Annotated in this window: 26 protein-coding genes and 1 tRNA gene; 10 read left to right on the top strand and 17 right to left on the bottom strand. The window is 70.0% G+C overall.

What is annotated here, in order from left to right:
- Positions 1-3: 3 nt before the first annotated feature.
- The 3 genes from EDF24_RS11055 to EDF24_RS11065 are packed head-to-tail and all read right to left on the bottom strand — an operon-like array spanning position 4 to position 2,064.
- Entirely contained in the window at positions 4-933 is a 930-nt protein-coding gene (locus EDF24_RS11055; protein WP_123702888.1) for an Fpg/Nei family DNA glycosylase, read from the bottom strand.
- Positions 934-956: 23 nt separating this feature from the next.
- Positions 957-1,445: a ribose-5-phosphate isomerase gene (locus tag EDF24_RS11060; protein WP_123653991.1), complete on the bottom strand. Its 489-nt coding sequence runs from the start codon at positions 1,443-1,445 to the stop codon at positions 957-959.
- Between the two features lie 10 nt (positions 1,446-1,455).
- A complete protein-coding gene (locus EDF24_RS11065) occupies positions 1,456-2,064 on the bottom strand; it encodes an XRE family transcriptional regulator (RefSeq protein WP_123653992.1) in 609 nt (202 codons plus the stop codon).
- On the opposite strand from EDF24_RS11065, the gene EDF24_RS11070 reads away from it, so the two are divergent.
- Positions 2,063-2,599 carry a GNAT family N-acetyltransferase gene (locus EDF24_RS11070; RefSeq protein WP_123653993.1) on the top strand — a complete coding sequence of 179 codons (537 nt, stop codon included), beginning with the start codon at positions 2,063-2,065 and terminating at the stop codon, positions 2,597-2,599. The genes EDF24_RS11065 and EDF24_RS11070 overlap by 2 nt on opposite strands.
- A 42-nt stretch (positions 2,600-2,641) precedes the next feature.
- Here EDF24_RS11070 and EDF24_RS11075 read toward each other — a convergent pair whose 3' ends face one another.
- From EDF24_RS11075 to EDF24_RS11085, 3 genes are all read right to left on the bottom strand, one after another.
- Positions 2,642-3,100: a hypothetical protein gene (locus EDF24_RS11075; protein ID WP_123702890.1), complete on the bottom strand. Its 459-nt coding sequence runs from the start codon at positions 3,098-3,100 to the stop codon at positions 2,642-2,644.
- Positions 3,101-3,340: 240 nt separating this feature from the next.
- Positions 3,341-4,126: a hypothetical protein gene (locus EDF24_RS11080; RefSeq protein WP_123702892.1), complete on the bottom strand. Its 786-nt coding sequence runs from the start codon at positions 4,124-4,126 to the stop codon at positions 3,341-3,343.
- Between the two features lie 115 nt (positions 4,127-4,241).
- Entirely contained in the window at positions 4,242-4,895 is a 654-nt protein-coding gene (locus tag EDF24_RS11085; RefSeq protein WP_243698290.1) for a DsbA family protein, read from the bottom strand.
- A 119-nt stretch (positions 4,896-5,014) separates the two neighbouring features.
- Between EDF24_RS11085 and pepN the strand changes: the two genes are divergently transcribed.
- From pepN to EDF24_RS11100, 3 genes are all read left to right on the top strand, one after another.
- Positions 5,015-7,594, top strand: coding sequence for an aminopeptidase N (gene pepN, locus EDF24_RS11090; RefSeq protein WP_123653994.1), 2,580 nt, complete (start codon positions 5,015-5,017; stop codon positions 7,592-7,594).
- A 74-nt stretch (positions 7,595-7,668) separates the two neighbouring features.
- Complete coding sequence (locus EDF24_RS11095; protein ID WP_123702896.1) at positions 7,669-8,730, top strand: mechanosensitive ion channel family protein; 1,062 nt, start codon at positions 7,669-7,671, stop codon at positions 8,728-8,730.
- On the top strand, positions 8,727-9,197 hold the full coding sequence (locus EDF24_RS11100) for a globin (protein ID WP_395867903.1): 471 nt from the start codon (positions 8,727-8,729) through the stop codon (positions 9,195-9,197). The genes EDF24_RS11095 and EDF24_RS11100 overlap by 4 nt, the downstream gene beginning before the upstream one ends.
- A 206-nt stretch (positions 9,198-9,403) precedes the next feature.
- Here the strand turns inward: EDF24_RS11100 and EDF24_RS11105 are convergent, their stop codons facing one another.
- A complete protein-coding gene (locus tag EDF24_RS11105) occupies positions 9,404-10,246 on the bottom strand; it encodes an NAD(P)H-binding protein (protein ID WP_123702900.1) in 843 nt (280 codons plus the stop codon).
- Between the two features lie 135 nt (positions 10,247-10,381).
- Entirely contained in the window at positions 10,382-11,083 is a 702-nt protein-coding gene (locus EDF24_RS11110; protein WP_123702902.1) for a hypothetical protein, read from the bottom strand.
- 81 nt (positions 11,084-11,164) lie between these two features.
- Here EDF24_RS11110 and EDF24_RS11115 point away from each other — a divergent pair, with 81 nt between their 5' ends.
- Complete coding sequence (locus EDF24_RS11115) at positions 11,165-12,022, top strand: acyl-CoA thioesterase II (protein ID WP_123703472.1); 858 nt, start codon at positions 11,165-11,167, stop codon at positions 12,020-12,022.
- Positions 12,023-12,086: 64 nt separating this feature from the next.
- On the opposite strand, the gene EDF24_RS11120 is transcribed toward EDF24_RS11115, so the two are convergent.
- Positions 12,087-12,569 carry a thioesterase family protein gene (locus tag EDF24_RS11120; RefSeq protein ID WP_123653999.1) on the bottom strand — a complete coding sequence of 161 codons (483 nt, stop codon included), beginning with the start codon at positions 12,567-12,569 and terminating at the stop codon, positions 12,087-12,089.
- A 4-nt stretch (positions 12,570-12,573) separates the two neighbouring features.
- Positions 12,574-14,259, bottom strand: a complete 1,686-nt coding sequence (ettA, locus tag EDF24_RS11125; protein ID WP_123654000.1) for an energy-dependent translational throttle protein EttA — start codon at positions 14,257-14,259, stop codon at positions 12,574-12,576.
- Between the two features lie 227 nt (positions 14,260-14,486).
- On the opposite strand from ettA, the gene EDF24_RS11130 reads away from it, so the two are divergent.
- A complete protein-coding gene (locus tag EDF24_RS11130) occupies positions 14,487-15,209 on the top strand; it encodes a hypothetical protein (protein ID WP_123654001.1) in 723 nt (240 codons plus the stop codon).
- 125 nt (positions 15,210-15,334) lie between these two features.
- Here the strand turns inward: EDF24_RS11130 and EDF24_RS11135 are convergent, their stop codons facing one another.
- From EDF24_RS11135 to msrA, 3 genes are all read right to left on the bottom strand, one after another.
- On the bottom strand, positions 15,335-15,973 hold the full coding sequence (locus tag EDF24_RS11135; protein WP_123702904.1) for a single-stranded DNA-binding protein: 639 nt from the start codon (positions 15,971-15,973) through the stop codon (positions 15,335-15,337).
- A gap of 143 nt (positions 15,974-16,116) precedes the next feature.
- On the bottom strand, positions 16,117-16,353 hold the full coding sequence (locus tag EDF24_RS11140; protein ID WP_123654003.1) for a methyltransferase: 237 nt from the start codon (positions 16,351-16,353) through the stop codon (positions 16,117-16,119).
- A 37-nt stretch (positions 16,354-16,390) separates the two neighbouring features.
- Positions 16,391-16,918, bottom strand: coding sequence for a peptide-methionine (S)-S-oxide reductase MsrA (msrA, locus tag EDF24_RS11145; protein ID WP_123702906.1), 528 nt, complete (start codon positions 16,916-16,918; stop codon positions 16,391-16,393).
- Between the two features lie 213 nt (positions 16,919-17,131).
- Between msrA and EDF24_RS11150 the strand changes: the two genes are divergently transcribed.
- Complete coding sequence (locus EDF24_RS11150) at positions 17,132-17,398, top strand: hypothetical protein (RefSeq protein ID WP_123654005.1); 267 nt, start codon at positions 17,132-17,134, stop codon at positions 17,396-17,398.
- 109 nt (positions 17,399-17,507) lie between these two features.
- On the top strand, positions 17,508-18,653 hold the full coding sequence (locus tag EDF24_RS11155; protein WP_123702908.1) for a hypothetical protein: 1,146 nt from the start codon (positions 17,508-17,510) through the stop codon (positions 18,651-18,653).
- 62 nt (positions 18,654-18,715) lie between these two features.
- Here EDF24_RS11155 and EDF24_RS11160 read toward each other — a convergent pair.
- The 4 genes from EDF24_RS11160 to EDF24_RS11175 all read right to left on the bottom strand — a co-directional run bounded on the left by EDF24_RS11160 (position 18,716) and on the right by EDF24_RS11175 (position 20,349).
- Positions 18,716-18,788 (bottom strand) — tRNA-Arg (locus EDF24_RS11160).
- Between the two features lie 14 nt (positions 18,789-18,802).
- Positions 18,803-19,363, bottom strand: a complete 561-nt coding sequence (locus EDF24_RS11165) for an AAA family ATPase (protein WP_123702909.1) — start codon at positions 19,361-19,363, stop codon at positions 18,803-18,805.
- Positions 19,364-19,765: 402 nt separating this feature from the next.
- On the bottom strand, positions 19,766-20,029 hold the full coding sequence (locus tag EDF24_RS11170) for a thioredoxin (protein WP_123702911.1): 264 nt from the start codon (positions 20,027-20,029) through the stop codon (positions 19,766-19,768).
- 29 nt (positions 20,030-20,058) lie between these two features.
- Positions 20,059-20,349 (bottom strand): oligoribonuclease, encoded by a 291-nt coding sequence (locus EDF24_RS11175; protein ID WP_123702913.1) that lies wholly within the window; start codon positions 20,347-20,349, stop codon positions 20,059-20,061.
- Between the two features lie 61 nt (positions 20,350-20,410).
- On the opposite strand from EDF24_RS11175, the gene EDF24_RS11180 reads away from it, so the two are divergent.
- Both EDF24_RS11180 and EDF24_RS11185 read left to right on the top strand, forming a co-directional pair.
- The gene (locus EDF24_RS11180; RefSeq protein WP_123702915.1) at positions 20,411-20,845 is read left to right on the top strand and encodes a MarR family winged helix-turn-helix transcriptional regulator; all 435 of its coding nucleotides are present in this window, start codon (positions 20,411-20,413) and stop codon (positions 20,843-20,845) included.
- Complete coding sequence (locus EDF24_RS11185) at positions 20,842-22,092, top strand: MFS transporter (RefSeq protein WP_123654011.1); 1,251 nt, start codon at positions 20,842-20,844, stop codon at positions 22,090-22,092. The genes EDF24_RS11180 and EDF24_RS11185 overlap by 4 nt, the downstream gene beginning before the upstream one ends.
- Positions 22,093-22,434: the final 342 nt, after the last annotated feature.

Here is a 22,434-nt window from a genome sequence, read left to right on the forward strand (position 1 = left end):
CGGCTACTTCTGGTCCTTGGGGCACCAGTAGAGCTTCCGGCCGGCCATCTCCGCCATCCGGATCTCGGTGCCGCACACCCGGCAGGGCTCGCCGGTGCGGTGGTAGACCCAGTGCCGGTCCTTCCGGGACTTCTGCGCCTTCTTGTACTCCGCCTCGGACAGCCCGTCCATCGTCATCATCAGGCCGTCCCGGACTCCGTCGTGCAGGAGCTTCGACCAGTCCGCCCAGAGCGCCTTCGCCTGCTTGACGGTGATCTTCTTGCCGACCTTGTACGGGTCGATCCGCTGCCGGAACAGCAGCTCGGCGCGGTAGATGTTGCCGATGCCGCTCACCACGGCCTGGTCCATGAGCAGCTGCCCGATTGCGACGTTCCGCTTCCGGACGTTGTCCACGAAGATCTTCTCGGCCTCCGGACCGTCGTCGTTGATCGGATCGGGGCCGAGCTTGTCGAGCGCCTGCTGCACCTCGGTCGGGTTCTCGACCACGCACGCGGTCGGGCCGCGGAGGTCGGCGACGGTGTCCTCGGTGAGGAGCCGCACGCGCACCTGGCCCACCGGGTCCGGCGGGAACGCTTCGATCGGGTCCTCGACCTTCTCCTGCTCGGCCATCCGGTACCGCGCCAGGCGGGGTGCGCCGATCGAGGTCAACGACTCCTCGCCGTCGGCGTCGGAGGACAGCGCGGTCGCCGTCGAGAGGTCCCCCGCGAAGTCCCACGCCCCGTAGAGCCCGAGGTGGACGCGGAGGAACAGGTCGCCCTCGAACTCGAGGAACATCTGCTTGCCGACCGCGCGGGCCGCGATCATGCGCTTGCCGTCGAGCTGCGCGGCGCCCGCGGCGAACCGGCCCTGCGGACTCGACACCTCGCAACGCTTGCCGACGAAGTGCCGGGTGAACTGGTTGGCGATGCGGTGGACGGAGTGACCCTCGGGCATGGGACCTGTGTACTCGTCGTGCCTTACGCGTCGATCTGCTTGCCGGCGATGACACCGGTCTGCTCGTACTCGGCGAGCTGCGCGATCCGGCGGGCGTGGCGCTCCTCACCCGAGAACGGCTCGGCGATGAACAGGTCGACGAAGTCGATGACCTCGGCCTCGGTGTGCTGGCGCGCACCGATCGAGATGACGTTCGCGTCGTTGTGCTGGCGGGCCAGGAGCGCGGTGGACTCGTTCCACACCAGTGCGGCCCGGATGCCGGTGACCTTGTTCGCGGCGATCTGCTCGCCGTTGCCCGAACCGCCGAACACGACGCCGAGCGCCTGGACGCCGGCCAGCTGGTCCTGCACGACGGCGTGCGCGGCGTTGATGCAGAACGAGGGGTAGTCGTCGAGCGCGTCGTACTCGGTCGGACCGTGGTCCACGACGTCGTGACCGGCGTCGGTCAGGTGGGCGGCGAGGGTCTTGCTGAACTCGAGGCCGGCGTGGTCCGTTCCGAGGTGGATGCGCATGGTCCCGATCCTATTCCCGACCGCGGGTGCCCCTGGCCACGATGACGACGTACCGGCAGTCGTCGTCGCCGGGGTTCCGGTAGGTCACCTCCGCCGGGTCCCCCAGCTCGATGCGGTCCCCCGCTGCGAGCGCGACGGGTTCCCCGCCGACGACGAGCTCCAGCTCGCCCTCGACCACCCAGATGCAGTGCCGCAGGAACGCGTACGCGGACGCCGGGTACGTCACGGAACGACCGGCCGGGAGGCGCACCTCGGTCACGTCCACGGGGAAGTCCGCGCTCGACACGGGACGGCGGCGGTACCCGGTCTCGGGATCGGTCCAGTGGTCGGCGGTCGCGCCGCGCTGGACGCCGGTCGCGTCCTCGGGGGTTCCCGGCTCCGTGTCGCGGTGGTGCCCCTGGCCCTCGTCGAGCAGTTGCGAGATGGTCATCCCGAAGGCACCCGAGAGGCGTCCGAGGATCGTCGCCGTGGGGCTCGAGACACCGCGTTCGACGCGGTTGATCATCGCGCGGGAGACGCCGGACTCCTCGGCGAGCTCGGTGAGGCTCCACCCGCGTTCGGTGCGGAGGGACTGGAGCCGTTCGCCGAGCAGCCGCTCATCGTCTACGATCTGAGACATGGCGACAGCATATGCGACGAATGGTCGGTCCTCGGAGCCGGACGTGCTCGTGCGCGACTGCGAGCCGCGCGACCTCGACGTCGTCCACGCGCTGCACGTCGATGCCGTCCTGCACACCACCGCGATCTGGCAGGACGTCCCGAACCCCCGCCCCTGGTTCGACACCTGGCTCGCGGACCGTCGCGCCGCGGGACTGCCGGTGTACGTCGCCGAGGTCGACGGGGTCGTCGCCGGCTACGTGACGTACGGCCCGTTCCGGCCGCACCCGGGGTACCGGCACACCGTCGAGCACAGCGTGTACGTGGTCCCGGCGTTCCGCGGGCGCGGGATCGCCTCGGTGCTCATGCGCGCGCTCGTGGAACACGCCCGGGCGCAGGACCTGCACGTGATGATGGCCGGGATCTGCAGCGCCAACACCGGGTCGATCGCGCTGCACGAGCGGCTCGGGTTCGAGGTCGTTGCCGTGCTGCCGGAGGTCGGGCGGAAGTTCGACCGGTGGCTCGACCTGACGTTGATGCGGTTGCCGCTGGACTGACCGCGCCGGGGCCGCGGACGCGGGTCGGCGCGGGCTTTGGCGTCAGAGCACGATCTCGTCGCCGTGCGCCTCGATGACGTTGCCGTCCTGGTCCCAGATACCGTCGTCCCTCGCCATGGGATCGAGACCGGCAGCGATCCGACGGGCGCGCTCGGATTCGAACAGGGCATCGCCCTTCGGGGTGTCCATGATGTAGCAGGGCCAGAACGGCACCTCGACTTCCCCCGTCTCCAGGGTGTAGATCGCAGCGACTCGTTCGACGATCTCGTCAGGAGTGCCCTGCCATTCGTCCCAGCCTGCACGTCCGGGTCCGTCCGGCTCGTAGTTGCCCACGGACACGAGCCCCTCAGCGAGCAGATCACGAAGGTTGTCGAGGATCCATTCGCGCGTCTCTTCGCGGGGCCGGTGTCGCTCGATCTCGAAGGTTGCCGTCCAACCCCAGAGGTTCTCGCCCGTACCACTGTGGGTCGTCGCAAGGACGTAGTAGGTCAGTTCGTTCAATCGAGTCCCTCTGGTTTCGCGTCATCGGGCAGATCGTGGGCGTCCGCCCCCTTGGGCATGTGCAGTTTGACGGGCTTCGCGCCATGGCGCTGGACTTCGACGACCGGACCACCGGACCTGCTGTCTCGTCGATACTGGACGCGAGTCCCGTCCGGAAGCACCACTGCGATGCGATCCGGCGTGGAGTCCGCTGCGACCTTCCCCCCGCGGCTGATGTCACGCCAGGCCTGCACGACTTCTTCAGGCGTGTCCACCTCTCGGTGGGGAGCGCTGTCCCCGTTTCGTGTCACCGCTGAGTCCGAACAGGATGCCCAACGGACCCAGCGCCGAGAGACCGCCGGCAGCGCTCCCCGTGCCCGCAGCAGCGCCGCCGGCTGCACCGAGCCACGGCCACGGGAACTGGAACGGCGTTGACGGGAAGCCCGGAAGGGGGATCGGCGCCACGAGGCTCGCGGTCCGGACGTCGGTCCCGTCCGTTGCGAGACCGGCAGTCGTCTCTCCCCCGGCGATGCGCCGGACACGAGAGGCGAGGCGTTGCTGCCAGTCACGCCAGTGCTCGTTCCACGAGTCAACGGCATGGGTCAGGGCAGCGTTCTCGACTGCGAGCGCCTCTACCTGTGGCCAAGGCGTGGGTACGACCGGCGACTCTGGCAGAGCTCCGTCGTGGTGAGCCACGGCGGAGCCCACCTCGGACGTGAACGACTCGATCCGCTCGACGAGCGCAGCCCGCCTGCTCTTGAGCTCGGTGAACTCGAACGACGCGGCGTCGAGCACTCCGTGCAGGGAGTCTGCGCTGTCCGCGAGCGCCGCGGCGACCGCCGACGAGCGACGAGTCATCAACGGCATCGCACTGCTGACGCCGGGCATGTCGAAGCCTGCCGGCATGGTGGACCACGAACGATCGCCTTCCTCCGAGCCCGTGGCGACCTCACCCGCCGCGGCGCGGAGCGCATCGGCGGCCGCGAGCAGCGCGCCCATGTCCAGGCGGACCTCGTCGAGCGCCGCGGGCGAGACGAGCGAGCTCATCCGTACGTCCGATCGGTGTTCGCGGCCCCTGATACTTCACCGGACGGGAGGAACACTACCAGGGCGCGGAGGACGCTTCCGCAGGGTGTCTGCCGGACGGGCGCCGGGCCTCCCGTCAGTCGACGGTGTCGAAGACCGGGCCGACCGTGCGCGAGCGCTTGAGTTCGAAGAAGCCCGGGTAGCGGGCGGCGGCGACGACGCCGTCCCAGAGGTCGAGGGCCTGCTGGCCCTTCGGGGCCGGCGAGATGACCGGACCGAAGAAGGCCGTGCCCTCGACGGCGATGACGGGGGTGCCGACGTCCTGGCCGACGCGCTCGATGCCGTCGCGGTGGCTCGCACGTGTCGCCGCGTCGACCTCGTCGCTCCACGCGTACTCGGCGAGGTCGGCGTCCAGGCCGAGTTCGGCGAGGACGGCCGGGACGACCTCCTCCGGGTTCTTCTCCTGGCGGTGGTGGATGTGCTCGCCGAGCGCGTCGTAGAGCGGCTTGACGATGCCGTCGCCGAGCCGGAGCTTCGCCGCGGTCACGAGGCGCGGGTAGACCTGGCCGGCGGCCAGGCGCTCCTGGTACTCCGGCGGGACGTCCTGGTCCTCGTTGAGGACGAAGAGGCTCATCACCTTCCAGGTCACGTCGAGCGGACGCTGCGCCTCGACCTCGCCGACCCAGCGGCTCGTCATCCAGGCCCACGGGCAGTTCGGGTCGAACCAGAACTCCACAGGGGTCGTCGTCGGGCTGGTCGCGGTCGGGTTGTCCACAGTCGTCTCGGTCACGGTGCGAGCGTACGCGCGCTCGCTAGGCTGGCTCTCACACGTCCCGCCGGTGCACGACGCCATGCGGGAACACCGATGCGCGGACATCGACCGTCCGCGCCAGCAACCATGGAGCGTCCGTGCCAGGAGAGAACCTCACCCGTATCGAAGCCCAGGAACGTGCCGCGATCGTCGACGTGCAGTCGTACGACGTCGAGCTCGACCTCACCCGTGGGGCCGAGTCCTTCGGCAGCACCACCCGGGTGCGCTTCACCGCGACGCCCGGTGCGTCGACCTTCATCGACGCGATCACGAAGGCCGTGCACTCCGTCGAACTGAACGGCACCGCGCTCGACGTCGCGGCCGTGAACGACGGCGTCCGCATCCAGCTCGCCGACCTGCAGGCCGAGAACGAGCTCGTGGTCGTGGCCGACGCCCTCTACACGAACACCGGTGAGGGCCTCCACCGCTTCGTGGACCCCGTCGACGACGAGGTCTACCTGTACTCCCAGTTCGAGGTGCCCGACTCCCGCCGGATGTTCGCGGTGTTCGAGCAGCCCGACCTCAAGGCCGAGTTCACCTTCACCGTCACCGCACCGTCGCGCTGGCAGGTCGTCTCGAACTCCCCCACGCCCGAGCCCCGCGTCGACGGCGAGATCGCCACGTGGGCCTTCCCGCCCACCACCCGGATCTCGAGCTACATCACCGCGCTCGTCGCCGGTCCGTACGAAGTCGTCCGCAGTGAGCTGACCTCGAGCGACGGCCGCACCATCCCCCTCGGCATCTTCGCGCGGAAGTCGCTCGCCGGGTACCTGGACCCCGAGTACGTGTTCGACATCACGCGCAAGGGCTTCACCTACTACGAGGACAAGTTCGACGTCCCGTACCCGTTCGAGAAGTACGACCAGCTGTTCGTGCCCGAGTTCAACGCGGGTGCGATGGAGAACGCCGGCGCGGTGACCTTCACCGAGACCTACGTCTTCCGCTCGAAGGTCACGGACGCCATCAAGGAGCGCCGGGTCGTCACGATCCTGCACGAGCTCGCGCACATGTGGTTCGGCGACCTCGTCACGATGAAGTGGTGGAACGACCTCTGGCTGAACGAGTCCTTCGCCGAGTGGGCGTCGACGATCGCCACCGCTGAGGCCACCGAGTGGACCGAGGCCTGGACGACGTTCCAGGCGATGGAGAAGTCCTGGGCCTACCGCCAGGACCAGCTCCCCTCGACCCACCCGATCGTCGCGACGATCAACGACCTCGAAGACGTGCAGGTCAACTTCGACGGCATCACGTACGCCAAGGGCGGCTCCGTCCTGAAGCAGCTCGTGGCGTGGGTCGGCATCGACGCGTTCTTCGCCGGGGTGTCCGCGTACTTCAAGAAGCACCACCACTCCAACACCGAGCTCAAGGACCTGCTCGTCGAGCTCGAGACCACGAGCGGCCGTGAGCTCACCGAGTGGTCGAAGCTGTGGCTCGAGACCGCCGGGGTGAACACGCTCCGCCCGGAGATCGAGACCGACGAGTCCGGCGTGATCACGTCGTTCGCGGTGCTGCAGGAAGCACCGGCGGACTACCCGACGCTCCGCCCGCACCGCCTCGCGATCGGCGTTTACACGTTCCAGCAGGACGCCGACGCACCGTTCGGCGCTGACACCGCGTCCTCCGGCGGCAAGCTCGAGCGCATCCACCGCGTCGAGATCGACGTCGACGGTGCCCGCACCGAAGTCCCCGAGCTCGTCGGCCAGCACCGCGGCGACCTCGTGCTCCTCAACGACGACGACCTGGCGTACGCCAAGATCCGTCTCGACGAGCAGTCCCGCCGCACCGCGATCGAGCACCTCGCCTCGATCGCGAACCCGCTCGCGCGTTCGATCGTGTGGGGCGCGATGTGGGACGCCACCCGCGACGCCGAGTCCCCCGCCAGCGACTACGTCCGCCTCGTGCTCGGCAACATCGCGACCGAGACCGAGTCGACGACGATCCGCACGACGCTCTCGCAGCTGCTCCTCACCGCACGGAACTACGTCGCACCGGCGAAGGCCGACGCCACGATCCGCACCGTGGGCGAGACGCTCTGGCAGCTCGCGGCCTCGGCCGAGGCCGGCTCGGACGCACAGTTCCAGTTCGTGAAGTTCTTCGCGCAGATCGCCTCCACGCCGGAACACGTCGCGACGCTGTCCGGGCTCCGCGACGGCTCGGTCACGCTGAGCGGGCTCGAGATCGACACCGACCTGCGCTGGGAGCTCCTCGAGGGCCTTGTCCTCGCGGGTGCCGCCGGCGACGCCGAGGTGGATGCCGAGCTCGCGGCGGATCGCACCGCCTCGGGCGAGCAGGCCGCCGCTCGGGCACGCGCGACGATCCCCACCGCCGAGGGCAAGCTCGCGGCGTTCTCCTCGCTCGTCGACTCGGACGCGCTGCCGAACGCGATCGTGCGCCAGACGACGGTCGGGTTCCAGCACGCGAACTCGCCGGTCGTGCTCGAGGGCCTCGTCGCGAAGTACTTCGACGTGCTGACGCGCATCTGGGCCGAGCGGAGCTACCACATCGCCGACACGATCGTCACCGGGCTCTACCCGGCGCCGCTCGCATCGGTCGAGCTCCGTGACGCCGCGACCGCATGGCTCGACGCGCACCCGGAGACCCCGGCGCTCCGTCGCATCGTGACCGAGAACCTGGCGGGCACCGAGCGTGCCCTGCGGGTCCAGGCCGCGGACGCCTGAGTCTGAACCCGATCGGCGGGGCCTTGGCGTTCATCCAGGAGCGCCAAGGCCCCGCCCTTTAGCATCGACCGGATATGACCTCCGCTGCAGACGACACCTCGAAGCTCATCTCGAACGCGTTCACCCAGTTCGTGGAGACCTGGCACGTCCCGATCGTGATCGTCATCACGATCCTCGCGGCGATCATCCTCCGGGTGATCCTCCGGCACTCGATCAAGGGCATCGTCGACCGCGTCGTGAACGGCGTGAAGAAGCGCCAGGGAGCGACGGACACGCAGGCGCTCATCGCCTCGCCCGTCCAGACCGCGCGTGTCGTCCAGCGCACCCGGACGCTCGGCAGTGTGCTGGAGAACCTCGCGACCGTGATCGTGGTCGTCATCGCGCTCGTCATCATCATCCCGCAGGTGATCCCGAACGCCGCGGTCGGCATCGTCGGCGGTGCCTCCCTCGTCGCCGCGGGTCTGGCCGTCGGTGCGCAGTCGATCGTGAAGGACCTGCTCTCCGGGATCTTCATGATCCTCGAGGACCAGGCCGGCGTCGGCGACGTCGTCGACACCGGGCAGGCGACCGGCGTGGTCGAGAACGTCGGGCTGCGGGTCATGCAGATCCGTGACGTGAACGGCATCCTGTGGTTCGTCCCGAACGGGCAGATCCTGCGCGTCGGCAACCTCTCGCAGGGTTGGTCGCGGGTGCTCGTCGACATCACCGTGCCCTACGACACCGACGTCGACGCGGTGCAGGACGCCCTGCTCGCGGCGGCCGTCCGGATGTCCCAGGAGCCCCGCTGGCGGCAGCGCATCGTCGAGAAGCCCGAGATCTGGGGGCTGCAGTCCATCAGCGACACGGGCATGGTGTTCCGCCTGGTCGTGAAGACCCGCGCGTCCGAGCTCGACGTCGTCGGCCGTGAACTCCGCATCCGCCTGAAGCAGGCGGTCGACGAGATCGGCATCACCCTCCCCGCGATGGCGATGATCATGCCCCAGGGCTGGGAGAACGCGACCTCCATCAACGGGTTGCGCGCCGTCAGGACCCAGCCGACGCCGGCACCGACGAAGCCCCGGCGCGGCAAGAAGACGAACGTGTACGGGCAGCCGATCGAGACCGACCGGACCGAGCCCCGGAAGGACGACCGATGACCGACACTCCTGCCCCGGGTCTGCCAACCGGCCCCGGCGGCGTGCCCGCACAGCCGATCACCCTCCGGGTGGGGATGGGCGGCGCGTCGGCGACCGGATCCCTCTTCGAGCGCATCGGCGGTGCCCCGACGTTCGACCGCCTGGTGCGCCGCTTCTACGACGGCGTCCAGACCGACGACGTGATCTGGCCGATGTACCCACAGGACGACCTCGAGGGCGCGATCTCACGCCTGTCGCTCTTCCTGCAGCAGTACTGGGGCGGCCCCGGCACCTACAGCGAGGAGCGCGGCCACCCGCGCCTGCGCATGCGGCACATGCCGTTCCGCATCACCTCGGAGGCGCGGGAGCGCTGGCTGCACCACATGCGCGAAGCGGTCGAGTCCCTGGGGCTCGCGCCGCTCGACGAGGCGGAGCTGTGGGCGTACCTCGACCGCGCCGCGCACGCGATGACCAACGCGTTCGACTGACGGACGATCCGGGCGCACGCCCGCAGGGACGGGAGGCCCGGTGCCAGCTGGCACCGGGCCTCCCGTCCGTCATCCGGTCACGTCCACGGTGCCGCACCCGCGTCGAGACGCCGCCCCGCCTGCGATGCGCCGTTCTGTGGCCGAGACGCCGCCTGATCCGGCGGCGTCTCGCCGAGTGTGCGGCGTCTCGCCGCGAGTGCGGTGTGTCAGCGCGCGTAGGAGCCCGTGGCCAGGTCCTCGAGCAGGCTCGGACGCGTCGGCTGCCAGCCGTAGGCGGCACGCGCATGTGCGCCCGAGCACTCCTGGTGCATGAGGAGCGCGTCCGCGTACTCGGTACCGAGCCGCGCACGCGACTCGTCGACGCTCTCCGCCACCACCGGCGAGCCGTGCGCCGCCGCCTCGGCGATCTCCCGGACCGTCGGGTTGTCGCCCGTCGCCGCCAGGACGTAGCCGTCCTGCTCACCGCGCTCGAGCGCGAGCACGTAGAGCGCGCCGAGGTCGTCCGTGTGCACCGTCGCCCACCGCTCGGAGCCGTCCCCGACCAGGCGGACCTCGTGCTCGCCGTCGCCGACGAACATCGCCGGGATGCCCGCACCGTGCCCGTACACGATGCCGGGAGCGACGATCGTGGTGCGCACGGAGCTCGCGCGGACCACGGCCTCGTTCGCACCGCGCCACGCCGTCATCGCGGGCGGTGACGCCGGGGACTGCTCGGAGATGTCGGTCGAGTTGCCGAAGGTGAAGATGCCACCCGTGTGGACGAAGGGCTTCGGGGTACCCTCCAACGCGCCGAGCACGGTGGCGATGAAGGCCTCGTCGACGTCCTTCGCACTCGCGGTGTGCACGACGGCGTCGGCCTCGTGCGCGAGCCGCTCGACCACGTCGGTGTCGGTGACGTCCTCGACGAGCGCCCGGCCGCCGGCGTCACGGACTGCCTGCGCCTTCTGGTCGGAGCGGACGATCGCGGTGACGTCGTGCCCACGGGCGACGAGTGCGCGGAGGACGGAGGACCCGATGTAGCCGGACGCGCCGGTCAGGAAGACGTGCATGGTCCCAGCCAACCACGCGCTGGTCCGGCGCTGGTGGGTGCTCGGCGGTCGGTGCTCGCCGGTCGCTGGTCAGTGCTCGCCGGTCGCTTGTCGCCGGTCGGTGCTCGTCGGTCGCTGGTCGGTGCTCGGTGCTCGTTAGGAGGCGAGGGTCCAGGCGCGACGCTTCACCAGGACGTGGCCCCGCGACGTCGTCAGGCGGCTCCACGGGCCGGTCTCGAACAACCGCACCGGGTCGTGCCCGAGGAACCCGAGGCTCTCCCCCGCGAAGCCCGCACCGGCCGGGACGTGCTCGATGCCCGGGATGGGCGCACCCCAGACCTCGGAACGGACCTTGCGGACGATCGCTTCTCCGGCATTGGTCGGGACGGCGTCGGCGACCTCGGCGATGCCGGCCTTCGCGGCACGGCGGAGGAGCTCGGCCGAGATGTCCGGCAGCGGGATCCAGCCGCCGCGGGGCGGGGAGATCGCCGCCCAGGTGACCGTGTGGACCTCGTGCGGGAGCTCGACCTCGATCGGGGTGGCACGGGTGGGGTCCGCGCCTTCGGCGTGCTCGGCGTCCTGCGCCTCGGCGAGCAGCCGGAGCCGTTCCTGGAACGACGCCAGCGGCACGACCGCGTCGATGGACGCGGGCTGCGTCAGCGAGAAGGTGCGCAGGCCGAGGACGGTCGGGAGCTCGTCGAGCAGGCCGATCGGGTACATGATCGCCGTGTAGACCGCGAGCACCCCCGAGTCGGCGATGAGTCGGACGGAGCCGTCCTCGACGCGCGCAGCACGTCCGAGGTACGTGCGGAGGTCTCCCAAGGAGGCGGCGTCGGGCAGCGTGAACGAGGTGCTCATGTCGTCGCCGATCCTACCGGGACGCGCTGTCAGCTCGGGGTCCGCGCGGCGCGACCCGGTCGTTCGTAGACTGCGGGAGTGGTGAACGGCGAACCGGACTTCCTGCGGACCCTGCGACTCGAGGACACGGGCGCGTCGACGCGCGAGACGATCCTGACCGGGGCGAGCCACTGGTCCCCCGGCGGACGGGTCTTCGGCGGGCAGGTCCTGGCACAGTGCATCGTCGCGGCGCAGTCCACCATCGAGGACCGGGCCATCCACTCGGTCCACGGGTACTTCCTCCGCCCGGGCGACATCGAGACGCCGATCACGTTCGGCGTCGAGCGCATCCACGACGGCCGCTCCTTCGCCGCACGTCGAGCGCAGGCGTACCAGAACGGTGTGCCGATCTTCTCGATGATCGCGTCGTTCCAGACCGAGGACGACGGGGTCGAGCACCAGGACCCGTTCCCCGTCGACACGCCGTCACCGGAGTCGCTCCCCTCGGCCGCGTCGATCCTGTCCGCGATCGACCACCCCGTCGCCCGTGCCTGGGCCGAACGGTCGATCGACCTCCGGCACGTCGAGGGCCCGGTCTTCGTCGACGTCCAGGGCGAACACGTGCCGCACCAGGCCGTCTGGTTCCGGGTGCAGGGCGACCTCCCCGCGGACCCGGCACTGCACCGAGCGGTCCTGGCCTACGCGAGCGACCTGTCGATCCTCGAGCCGATCATGCGCCGGCACGGCGTCGCCTGGGGAACTCCGGGGGTCAAGAGCGCGAGCCTCGACCACGCGATGTGGTGGCACCGGGACGGCCGGGCCGACGAGTGGATCCTGTACACGCAGGAGTCCCCGAGCGCGCAGGGCGGCCGGGGACTCGCGTTCGGTCGGATGTTCTCCCGCGACGGACGCCTGCTGGCGAGTGTCGCGCAGGAGGGGATGATGCGCATCCCGCGCTGAGGCACGGGATTGCTCCGCCGTTCTACGGACGGGAGAAGACCACCGGGTCCTCGCTCCGGCCGTTCTACGGACGGGAGAAGACCACCGGGTCCTCGACGTACGGCTCACACGCTGCACGCTCGGCCGGGGTGAGTCGCCGCGGGCGGTTCGTCGTCGCGTCCACCATCACCAGCGCCGTCGTCGCCCGCGTGTACAGCTCCGCGGGCTCGTGACCCGCAGGGGACCAGACCTCGTACGAGATGTCGAGGCTCGCGCCCCCGATCCGCCCGATCCACAGCTGGATGTCCAGCGGACGCCGGAAGTACGGGGTCGACGCGAGGTACTCGAGCCGCTGCGCCGCGATCACGGTCATCGTGCCCGAGCCGGGGCGCCCGTCGATGATCGGCTCCGGCGCGGACCCCGACTCGTCGACCTCGTCGGGGTCCGGCGCCCAGAACGCGAGCACACGGGCTTCTTCGAGCAGGCGCAGCATCGCCGAGTTGTTCACGTGCCCGTAGGCGTCGATGTCACTCCAGCGGATGCGGACCGGCGCGTGCAGCCTCGCCACGGGGTCAGTCCCGCGTGAGCTTGCGGTACGTCGCGCGACCCGGCTTCGCGGCGTCGGCGCCGAGACGCTCGATCTTGTTCTCCTCGTACGCCTCGAAGTTGCCCTCGAACCAGTACCAGTTCGGCGTGCCGTCCTCGTTCAGGCCTTCCCACGCGAGGATGTGGGTCGCGATGCGGTCGAGGAACCACCGGTCGTGCGTGATCACCACGGCACAACCGGGGTACTCCAGGAGCGCGTTCTCGAGGCTGCCGAGGGTCTCGACGTCCAGGTCGTTGGTCGGTTCGTCGAGGAGCAGCAGGTTGCCGCCCTGCTTGAGCGTGAGCGCGAGGTTCAGACGGTTGCGCTCACCACCCGAGAGGATGCCCGCACGCTTCTGCTGGTCCGGACCCTTGAACCCGAACTGCGACACGTAGGCGCGAGAGGGGATCTCGGTCTTCCCGACCTGGATGTAGTCGAGCCCGTCGGACACGACCTCCCACAGGTTCTTGTTCGGGTCGATGCCGCCACGGCTCTGGTCGACGTAGGAGATGTCGACCGTCTCGCCGATCTTCAGCGTGCCGCCGTCGAGCGGCTCGAGGCCCACGATCGTCTTGAACAGGGTCGTCTTGCCGACGCCGTTCGGGCCGATCACCCCGACGATGCCGTTGCGGGGCAGCGTGAACGACAGGTCGTCGATGATGACGCGCTCACCGAACTGCTTGTGCAGCTTCTCGGCGTCGATGACCTGCGAGCCGAGTCGGGGGCCGACCGGGATCACGATCTCCTCGAAGTCGAGCTTCCGCGTGCGCTCGGCCTCGGTCACCATCTCCTCGTAGCGGGCGAGACGGGCCTTGGACTTCGCCTGGCGGCCCTTCGTGTTGCTGCGCACCCAGTCGAGTTCGGAGGACAGGCGCTTCGCCAGCTTGGCGTCCTTCTTGCCCTGGACTTCGAGGCGGGCACGCTTCTTCTCGAGGTAGGTCGAGTAGTTGCCCTCGTACGGGTACAGGCGACCGCGGTCGACCTCGGCGATCCACTGCGCGACGTGGTCGAGGAAGTACCGGTCGTGGGTCACGGCCAGGACGGCACCGTGGTACTGCTGCAGGTGCTGCTCGAGCCACTGCACGCTCTCGGCGTCGAGGTGGTTGGTGGGCTCGTCGAGGAGGAGCAGGTCGGGCTTCTGGAGCAGGAGCTTGCAGAGCGCGACGCGGCGCTTCTCACCACCGGAGAGGTGCGTGACGAGCTCGTCCCCCGGGGGGCACTGGAGCGCGGCCATGGCCTGCTCGAGCTGCGAGTCGAGGTCCCACGCGTCAGCGGCGTCGATCTCTTCCTGCAGGGTGCCCATCTCGGCGAGGAGCGCGTCGAAGTCGGCATCCGGCTCGGCCATCAACGCGGAGATCTCGTTGAAGCGGTCGAGCTTGTCCTTGATCGGGCCGACGCCTTCCTGGACGTTCTCGAGGACCGTCTTGGTCTCGTCGAGCTCGGGCTCCTGCATGAGGATGCCGACGGTGAAGCCCGGCGTGAGCTTGGCCTCACCGTTGGAGGGGGTGTCGAGCCCCGCCATGATCTTGAGGATCGTCGACTTACCGGCACCGTTCGGTCCCACGACGCCGATCTTGGCACCGGGGAGGAACGACATCGTGACGTCGTCGAGGATCAGCTTGTCGCCGACCGCCTTGCGGGCGCGGACCATCTGGTAGATGTACTCAGCCAAAACGTGAAAACCCAATCCTGTTCGTCGAGCGACTCAGCGGACCAGCCTACCGGCCGTAGTGCCCTGTCCGCTCAGCGCCGTGTCGCGCCGACGGGGGGTGTTCATCTCGCGGTGATCGACGTAGCGTGACTTCGCCCTGCTCCGTGAGACCCACCCCCTCGCGGCCGGACGACCCCCAGGAACCTCGTCCGGCACACCCGACGCGAACTGACCGAAGGAACACGTTCATGTCGACCACTCGACTTCGTCGCATCGTCCTGCCCGCCGTCGGGGCACTCGCCCTCTTCGTCGGTCTCGTCGTCCCCGGTGGCGCGTCCGCGTCCGCCGCCACCGTCGCCCCGCACGGGACGCCGTACATGGTGTACTCCGCCAACATCTCGGAGAACGGCTCCGGGACCGGGTACTCGTCGTACATCAACGTGCACGACGCCCACAACAACGCCTTCGCGGTGGGGATCCAGTCCGACAAGGGCTCGGCCACGAGCAAGGGCAACCCGCGCTACATCTGGGAGCGCGTGCAGAACGGGAAGTTCACGTACGGGTACCTGGGCGCGGCGTCCCACAACCTCACCCCGGTGCAGATGCGGTGGTACCAGAACGACGTCGCCACGTTCCTGGTGAACGGGCACACGATCGCTGCGGTGTCGATGAAGCTGCAGGGCCGGTTCTTCTTCAACGCCGAGGGCAACGCGCGGCTCAACGGGGACGTCGTGCACTCGTCGATCCGCGACGTGAAGATCACGGTCGGCGCGCACCCGGGCCAGATCGGTCTCGCCGGGACCTGGAACACCGGGTTCTCGTTCCACGGGCTGAAGGCGCGGCAGTTCAACTCCGCGAAGAACCAGGGTGCGAGCTTCTGGATCGACGGCCGGGTCACCGGGCTGCCGAAGGGCGGCAACTGGGACACGACCGAGGTGGCCGGCATCGCGATGATCGCGCAGGCGTACTAGGAACGGGCGGTCCGCTCCGCGGATCAGTCCGCGCATCAGTCCGCGGAGCGGTCCGCGGAGCAGCGCCCCGAGCAGCCCGCTGCATGCGAGCAACCTGCGCCCCAGCGTGACCGCCGACCCGACGCTCATGCGACGTCGAGGTCGGCGGGCGGCGCGAAGACGGGATGCACGTCGTCGCCGTGCAGTGCCTCCGTTGCGGCAGCTGCCGCAGCGGCTTCGGGCAGTTCGTCGTGATGGCCTCCGCCGAGGTGCGCGTCGGCATCGCGCTGCGCGTCGGCATCGCGCTGCGCATCGGCATCCCGCGATCCGACCTCGGCACGCGGTCCGGCGTCGGCTCCGCCGACCTCTCCCGTGGCGAGGTTCACCCGCGGACTACTCCCCGGCGCCGCCGATGCTTCCGAGGCGTGGCGCGGGACCCGGATCCAGTTGCTGATCCCCCACGCCAGGTCGTGCCCGAGGCCCTCGGCGTCGATCTCGATCGAGGTCCCGCCGCGGCCGTCGCGTTCCCACGTCCGGATGCGGACCCGCCCGGTCACGATGATGCGGTCGCCCTTCTTCAGCGACTTGTGCGCGTTCGCGGCGAGGGACCGGAAGGCCGTGACGGTGAACCAGTTGGTCGGACCGTTGGTCCAGGTGGCGTTGGCACGGTCCCAGCGACGGGACGGCGATGCCAGACGCATGCTCGTGATGGCGATGCCGGTCTCGGTGACGAGGTGACGCGGCTCGGTCGCGACGATGCCGCAGATGGTGATGGTGTCGTTCATGCACCGATCGTCATCGAGCCCCGGACCGCCGAGGCGGGCCGAGGCTCGATGTGTGGGGTGTTGACCCGATCAGGTGACCTGTGGAGGAGGAGTCCCCCGAGCCTCCAGGCCGGTCCTGCCGGGACGCACCGGACCGTCACCGGTCAGTGCGCGTGGAACTCCGGACGCGACGCGAGCGGTCCGAGTGCCGCGTGGACCGCGCCCTTCGCCGTCTCCAGGGTCGGGTACGTCCCGCTCCTGGCGCCACGGTGACCGTAGAGCTCGACCCGGAAACCGTCCGGCGCGCGATGGATGCTGCCCACCGCGCCCGCCGGTCCGACCGCGACCCACGTCCCTGCCGTCGTCGTGTCGTTCGTCGTCGTCGTCGTGTTGTTCGTCATCGTGCGACCACCTCCTTGTGGCCCCGACGCCCGTGGTTCAGGACGCCAGGATGTACTGACTGTAGGCCTTGCGGACCTTGTTCACCTTCGGCAGCGCCACCGCGAGGCAGTAGCCCTGGCCGGGGTTCTTCGCGAAGAAGTCCTGGTGGTAGTCCTCCGCCGGGAAGAACGTCGTGAGCGGCTCGATCGTCGTGACGATCCCGCCGTCCCAGATGTCCGACGCGCGCTCGATCGCCTTCTCGAACAGTGCGCGCTGCTCGTCGTCCGCGGGGAACATCGCCGAGCGGTACTGCGTGCCGACGTCGGCACCCTGCCGGTTGAGCTGGCGCGGGTCGTGGAGCGTGAAGAAGACGTCGAGGATGACGTCAGCGGGGATGACCGACTCGTCGAAGGTCACTGCGACGGCTTCGGCGTGCCCGGTCCTGCCGGTGCACACCAGCTCGTACGAGGGGTCATCGACGGTCCCTCCGATGTAGCCGGACACGACGTCCTGCACACCCTGGAGCGTGCGGTACACGGCGTCGAGACACCAGAAACATCCACCTGCGAGCACGAACGTGGTCATGGGCACAACCTAGCCTTCCTGGGCTCCGGAGAGCTCCGAGTTGGGGGACACCTCCTCCACAACACACTTCGGGTCCGCACTGTTCCCCGGTCGTCCAGCTGACCTCCAGCGTGTCAGTGGTCGCCCGTACCGTCGTCACCACACCGACCCGAACGTCACCGACCTCGGCGTCGACGACACGAACGTCACCGACACGGAACAGGAGGCACCACGATGCAGACCACGATCGAACCCAGCCTGCGCATCCGCACTGCGCACCCCGTCGCCCGCTCCCGCGGCGACCTCCGGATCCTCGACGTGCGGGACGACCTCGCCCGCGTCACCCGTGCGAACGGCGAGATCGTCGGCTACGTCGACCGCGTCGACGTCGCAGGCGACACCGCCTACCGGGCGCGTCGGTACGTCGCTGCCGAACGCCGCTTCGTCGAACTCCCCAACGTGTGGTCCGCGGACGACGCTGTGGACTGCCTCCGCTGGTGATCCTGACGCCTCTCGCATGATGTTCCACATTGGAATCAAGTGCGACCGGATGGACGGAACGCCGCCCGATCTCCCCTGGAACCGACCCACACGTGGATATGGTGCGCGCATGGACTGGTGGAACGACTTCATCGACTGGACCGCGTCGGACACGGGCTGGCGCGTGATCTCCGGAGCGCTGATCCCCTTCGTGGCGATCATCGTGGCCGGTGTCGTCGCGGCGCTCATCGGCCGCGGCGCCACCAAGCGCGTCGTGTCGCTGCAGGAGCGTGAATCGAAGAACGCGGCGGTCGCCGCGATCATCTCCGCCGCGCGCAAGGCCGCGACGTGGGGCACGCTCGGGCACGACGAGCGGAACTACGCCGACCACCTCGCCGAGGACGCCGACATCCGTCTCCGACTCCTGCCGATCGCCGGCGCGCCGCTCGCGGCGAACTGGGCGCAGCACGAGATCGCCGACATCAAGAAGAACTCCTCGACCTTCAGCTTCCAGGCGGAGCAGTCGCTCGCGGAGTTCCGTGACCGCCTCCTCGACTGGCAGGCCCGTCCCGGTCGCGCCCGCAAGCTGTTCAAGAGCGACCTCGAGCGCTGGAAGTTCGAGTCGCCCGACCCGGATGCCGACCTGATCAAGCGTCAGCAGGACTGGAGCGCCGACCAGACGGACGCCAAGCGTCCGGCAGCGGCACCGACGACGCCCGCCCCGACTCCCACGACGACGTCGCTCCGCCCCGCTGCACCCCGCCCGGGAGGCACTCCCTCCCCCGCCCCGCAGGGCACCCCCGCAGCCGCCGCGTCCACGGCCGCGGTCGCGCCGGCCGGGGCCGCTGCGTTCAGTGCCACCCGGAACGCCGACACCCCGGTCCGGACGACGGATCCGAACGCGACCACTCCGATCTCGGACGGTCAGACGCGGTCGTACGGCGACGGGGTGACGCGTCCCTACGGCGACGACCAGACCCCGGTGCGCCCGGCGCTCGGGTCCCCCCGGTCCCCGGCTCCCACGTCGAACCAGTCGGATGACGACAACACCGATGTGGTGGACGACGCGCCCCGCAACGACGTACGAGGCGACGAGCCGGGCAAGCTCACCGCGGGCCCCATCGACGCCGCCGCAACGCCGAACACCACCTCGGTGCCGACTCGGATCGCGGACGCGCCCGTCGAGCCCGCCGATTCGAACGAGACCTCCGAAGCGACGCACACGCAGCCGATCAGCGCGAACGAGCTGCGTCGCCGCGCGGAGGACGACGAGTAGTCGATCCGTTCCAGCTCGACACGAGGGCCGCCATCCGATCGGATGGCGGCCCTCGTCGTCGGTGCCCCCGGCAGGAATCGAACCCGCGGCACGGTGGGTAGAAACCACCTGCTCTATCCACTGAGCTACGGAGGCGGACGCCCACGATTCTATTCCGACGGGCGCGGCAGGCGATCGACCCACGCGTCGACGTCCGCTCGGGAGCGGAGCCGCACGATGCGCAGGTGCGGTGCCGTCCGTTCCACCGCCGGGACCATCTGCTGCATCTTCCGCCGTGTGCGCATCCCCCAGCGGATGATGTGGTCGCGGTTCGTGAAGAAGGTCCAGAGCGGGGGCTCGACGTTCCCGTTCCACAGCTCGATCCGGCGGACCCGACGACGGACCGTCCGCCGCAGCAGCCGCCAGAACGCCACCGGGACCGGCAGGTCGAGCCAGACGAGGGTGTCGGCCCGGGCTGCCAGCATCGCCCGTACCTGGCTGTACTGCCACTCGGTGACCCAGGCAGGTTCGGCGGAGTAGGCGTCGACGTCCGCCTCGAACGTCGGACGCGGCTCCCAGTCCGGTCCGTGGAAGAGGCTGTCGATCTCGGTGTGCGGGATGCCGAGCGCCCGAGCGATCCGCCCCGCTGTGGTCGTCTTGCCGACGCCGGTGGTCCCGGCCACGAGCACACGCCGCGGCGGTGGGTCGAGGACGTCTTCCGCTCCGAGCACCTGACGACCCTACCGATCGAGCCGCGCTCCCCGCGGTGAGCTCGCACACCGTTACTCCGCCGACCTCGGACCCGCCCGCCCCGTCGAGCGGGCGAAACACCCTGGTCGCCCCGGCCGCGGACCCGGGCATTTCGCCCGCTCGACCGGCGCACGCGCGACCCGCGCTCACCCCTGTCGCGAACCGGGTGATTCGCCCGTTCGGTCGAGCGGGCGAAACACCCTGGTCACCCCGGCCGCGGACCCGGGCATTTCGCCCGCTCGACCGGCGCACCCGCGCACGCGCGCACGGCGACGGTCACGCGCTCGCGGTGACCACCGTCGGGCGGTCAGCGCGTGGGAAAGGTGATCCGAGCCTCCCGTCCGGCCCGTTTGGAACGCAACCAGCCGCGACCAGCCGAGCCGTCAGTCGACGGCGCGCGCGACCGCCATCAGCAGCTGATCGCGCGAAGGGACCCCGGGAGAACGGAAGACCTCGGCTCCGTCCGCCCGCCGCACGATGATCGTGGGGGTGGACCGGATGCCGAGGTCTTCTGCGTCGTCCGGGTGTGCCGCGACGTCACGCTCGACGACGTCGAGCCCCGGGACGAGCCGCGCTGCGTCGGCTGCCACCCGGCGGGCGGCGGCGCACGGCGCACAGAAGGCGGAAGTCCAGAGGTCGAGCTGCATGTCGTCCTGCAACGTCGGGGCGGGTCGGACTACTCCCGGTCGAACTCGCCGCTGCGGTCGCCGCGGTCCTGCAGGTCGTCGACCGGGTCGGACTCGCTCGGGACCCAGGTGTAGTCGACGGAGGTCTGGTCGAGGACCTGACGGGTGTGCGTGGCCTTGTAGGTGAAGGCGGTCTGCAGGCCTTCGACGTCCGCGAACACCGTGACCTCGTCCTCGACCGCGTCGCCGGTGGCGGTGCGGGTGTCCGTCGTCCCGTCGAAGGGGCCCTGGTGGAAGATGGCGGTGTACTCGTCGCCCTCGTGGATGGTGATGTCGCTCATGCCTCTTGTCTACCAGGGGCGACCTGTTGCCTGATTCATAGCAACGCTATATAGTTCTGCTATGGAAACATCGCGCGAGCAGACGATCGAGACGCTCCTGGTGTCCGTGAACCGCCTGATCCGCACCGCCGTCCAGTCCACGGGGAACACGACGTCCCCCGCGGTGTGGCGCACGCTCGGCATCCTCGAGACCGACCAGCCGCTCCGGCTCGGCGAACTCGCGAAGGCGTCCCGCGTGTCCCAGCCCACCATGACCCGCCTCGTCGCCGGCATGCTCGCCGACGACCTCGTCTCACGGTCCGTCGACCCCGGGGACTCCCGCGGCCAGCTCATCGAGATCACCGACGCGGGGATCGCCCGCCTGGCGGAGTGGCGCGTCACCCTGACGCGCACCGTCGGCCCGGTGTTCGCGGACCTCGACGACGACCAGTGGGACGTCCTGCACGAAGCATCGGCCCTCATCGCATCGAGGACCAGAACGGAGATCACCGCGTGAACGCGCACGCCCCTGCCCACGCTCCTTCGCAGAAGGGCAGCATCCTGAAGCAGTCCAAGGCGGTCTGGGCGATCGCGTTCGCCTGCGTCGTCGCCTTCATGGGCATCGGCCTGGTGGACCCGATCCTCCCGGCGATCGCGGCGTCCCTCAAGGCGACCCCGGCACAGACCGAGCTCCTGTTCACCAGCTACCTCGCCGTCACCGGCGTCGCGATGTTCTTCACCAGCTGGGTGTCGAGCCGCATCGGCGCGAAGAAGACCCTGATGATCGGGCTCGCCCTCATCGTGGTGTTCTCGGTGCTCGCCGCGGTGTCGAACGACGTGTGGACGATCATCGACTTCCGCGCCGGCTGGGGACTCGGGAACGCGCTGTTCATCTCCACCGCGCTCGCCACCATCGTCGGCGCCGCTTCCGGCGGCACGGCCTCCGCGATCATCCTGTACGAGGCCGCGCTCGGCCTCGGCATCGCGATCGGCCCGCTCGTCGGCGGCCTGCTCGGCTCGATCAGCTGGCGCGGTCCGTTCTTCGGCGTCACGACCCTGATGGCCGTCGCGTTCATCGCCATCGTCGTCCTGCTGAAGTCCTCCGGCCTCGAGAAGCCCACCCCGACGAAGCTCTCCGCGCCGTTCCGTGCCCTCGCCCGGCCGGCACTCGCCGCACTCGCCGCGACCGCGCTGTTCTACAACATCGGGTTCTTCGTCCTGCTCGCCTACACGCCCTTCCCGCTCGGATTCGGGGCGCTCGGGATCGGGTTCACGTTCTTCGGCTGGGGCGTCGGCCTGGCGATCACCTCGGTCTGGGTCGCGCCGATGCTCACCGCCCGGCTCCGTCGGACGACGGTGCTGCGGATCGCGCTGCCCCTGCTCGCGCTGGACCTCTTCGCCGCCGCGATCGTCGTGCGGTCGCAGGTCGGGCTCATCATCTGCGTGGTCATCGGCGGACTCGTGCTCGGTGTCCTCAACACGGTGCTCACGGAGTGCGTGATGGAGGCGACGGACCTCCCCCGCTCCGTCGCATCGAGCGCGTACTCGGCCGTCCGCTTCATCGGTGGCGCGATCGCCCCGCCGGTCGCCACGCTCCTCGCTGACGCGTACTCACCCTCGGCTGCCTACGTGTTCGCCGGGGCGTCGGTCACGGTCGCGTTCGTCGTCACGCTGGTGACCGCTCGGGTGCTGCGGCGGGTCGACGACGGCGCGGAGGCGGAGCCCGTCGAGGCCGAGGCCATCGGCGCGGGCGAGATGGCGTAGGGCGCGGGCGGGCGGCGCGGCGCGGGCGCGGGCGCGGGCGCGGTGCCACGTTCGGGTCCCGTCCGAACCGCGTGAGCGCGCGTTCCGTCCAACGGGCGAAATGCCCGGGTCCACCACGAGGTCGACTCGGGCATTTCGCCCGTTCGTCGTCCCGGAGGACGCGATCGGCCCGGGGCGCGAGCGCTGCTGGCGGGCGGGCGCACGAGCGGGCGAAATGCCCGGGTCCGCCGAGCGGGCCACCCGGGCATTTCGCCCGTTCGACGAGGCGGGCGGGCGAGCGCAGCCGGGCCGCAGGCCCGGCAGCGGGGCGGCGACCGCCTGGAGGCCCGGGCGGGCGCGGCG

It is taken from the genome of Curtobacterium sp. PhB130 (genome assembly GCF_003755165.1).
Lineage (GTDB): Bacteria > Actinomycetota > Actinomycetes > Actinomycetales > Microbacteriaceae > Curtobacterium.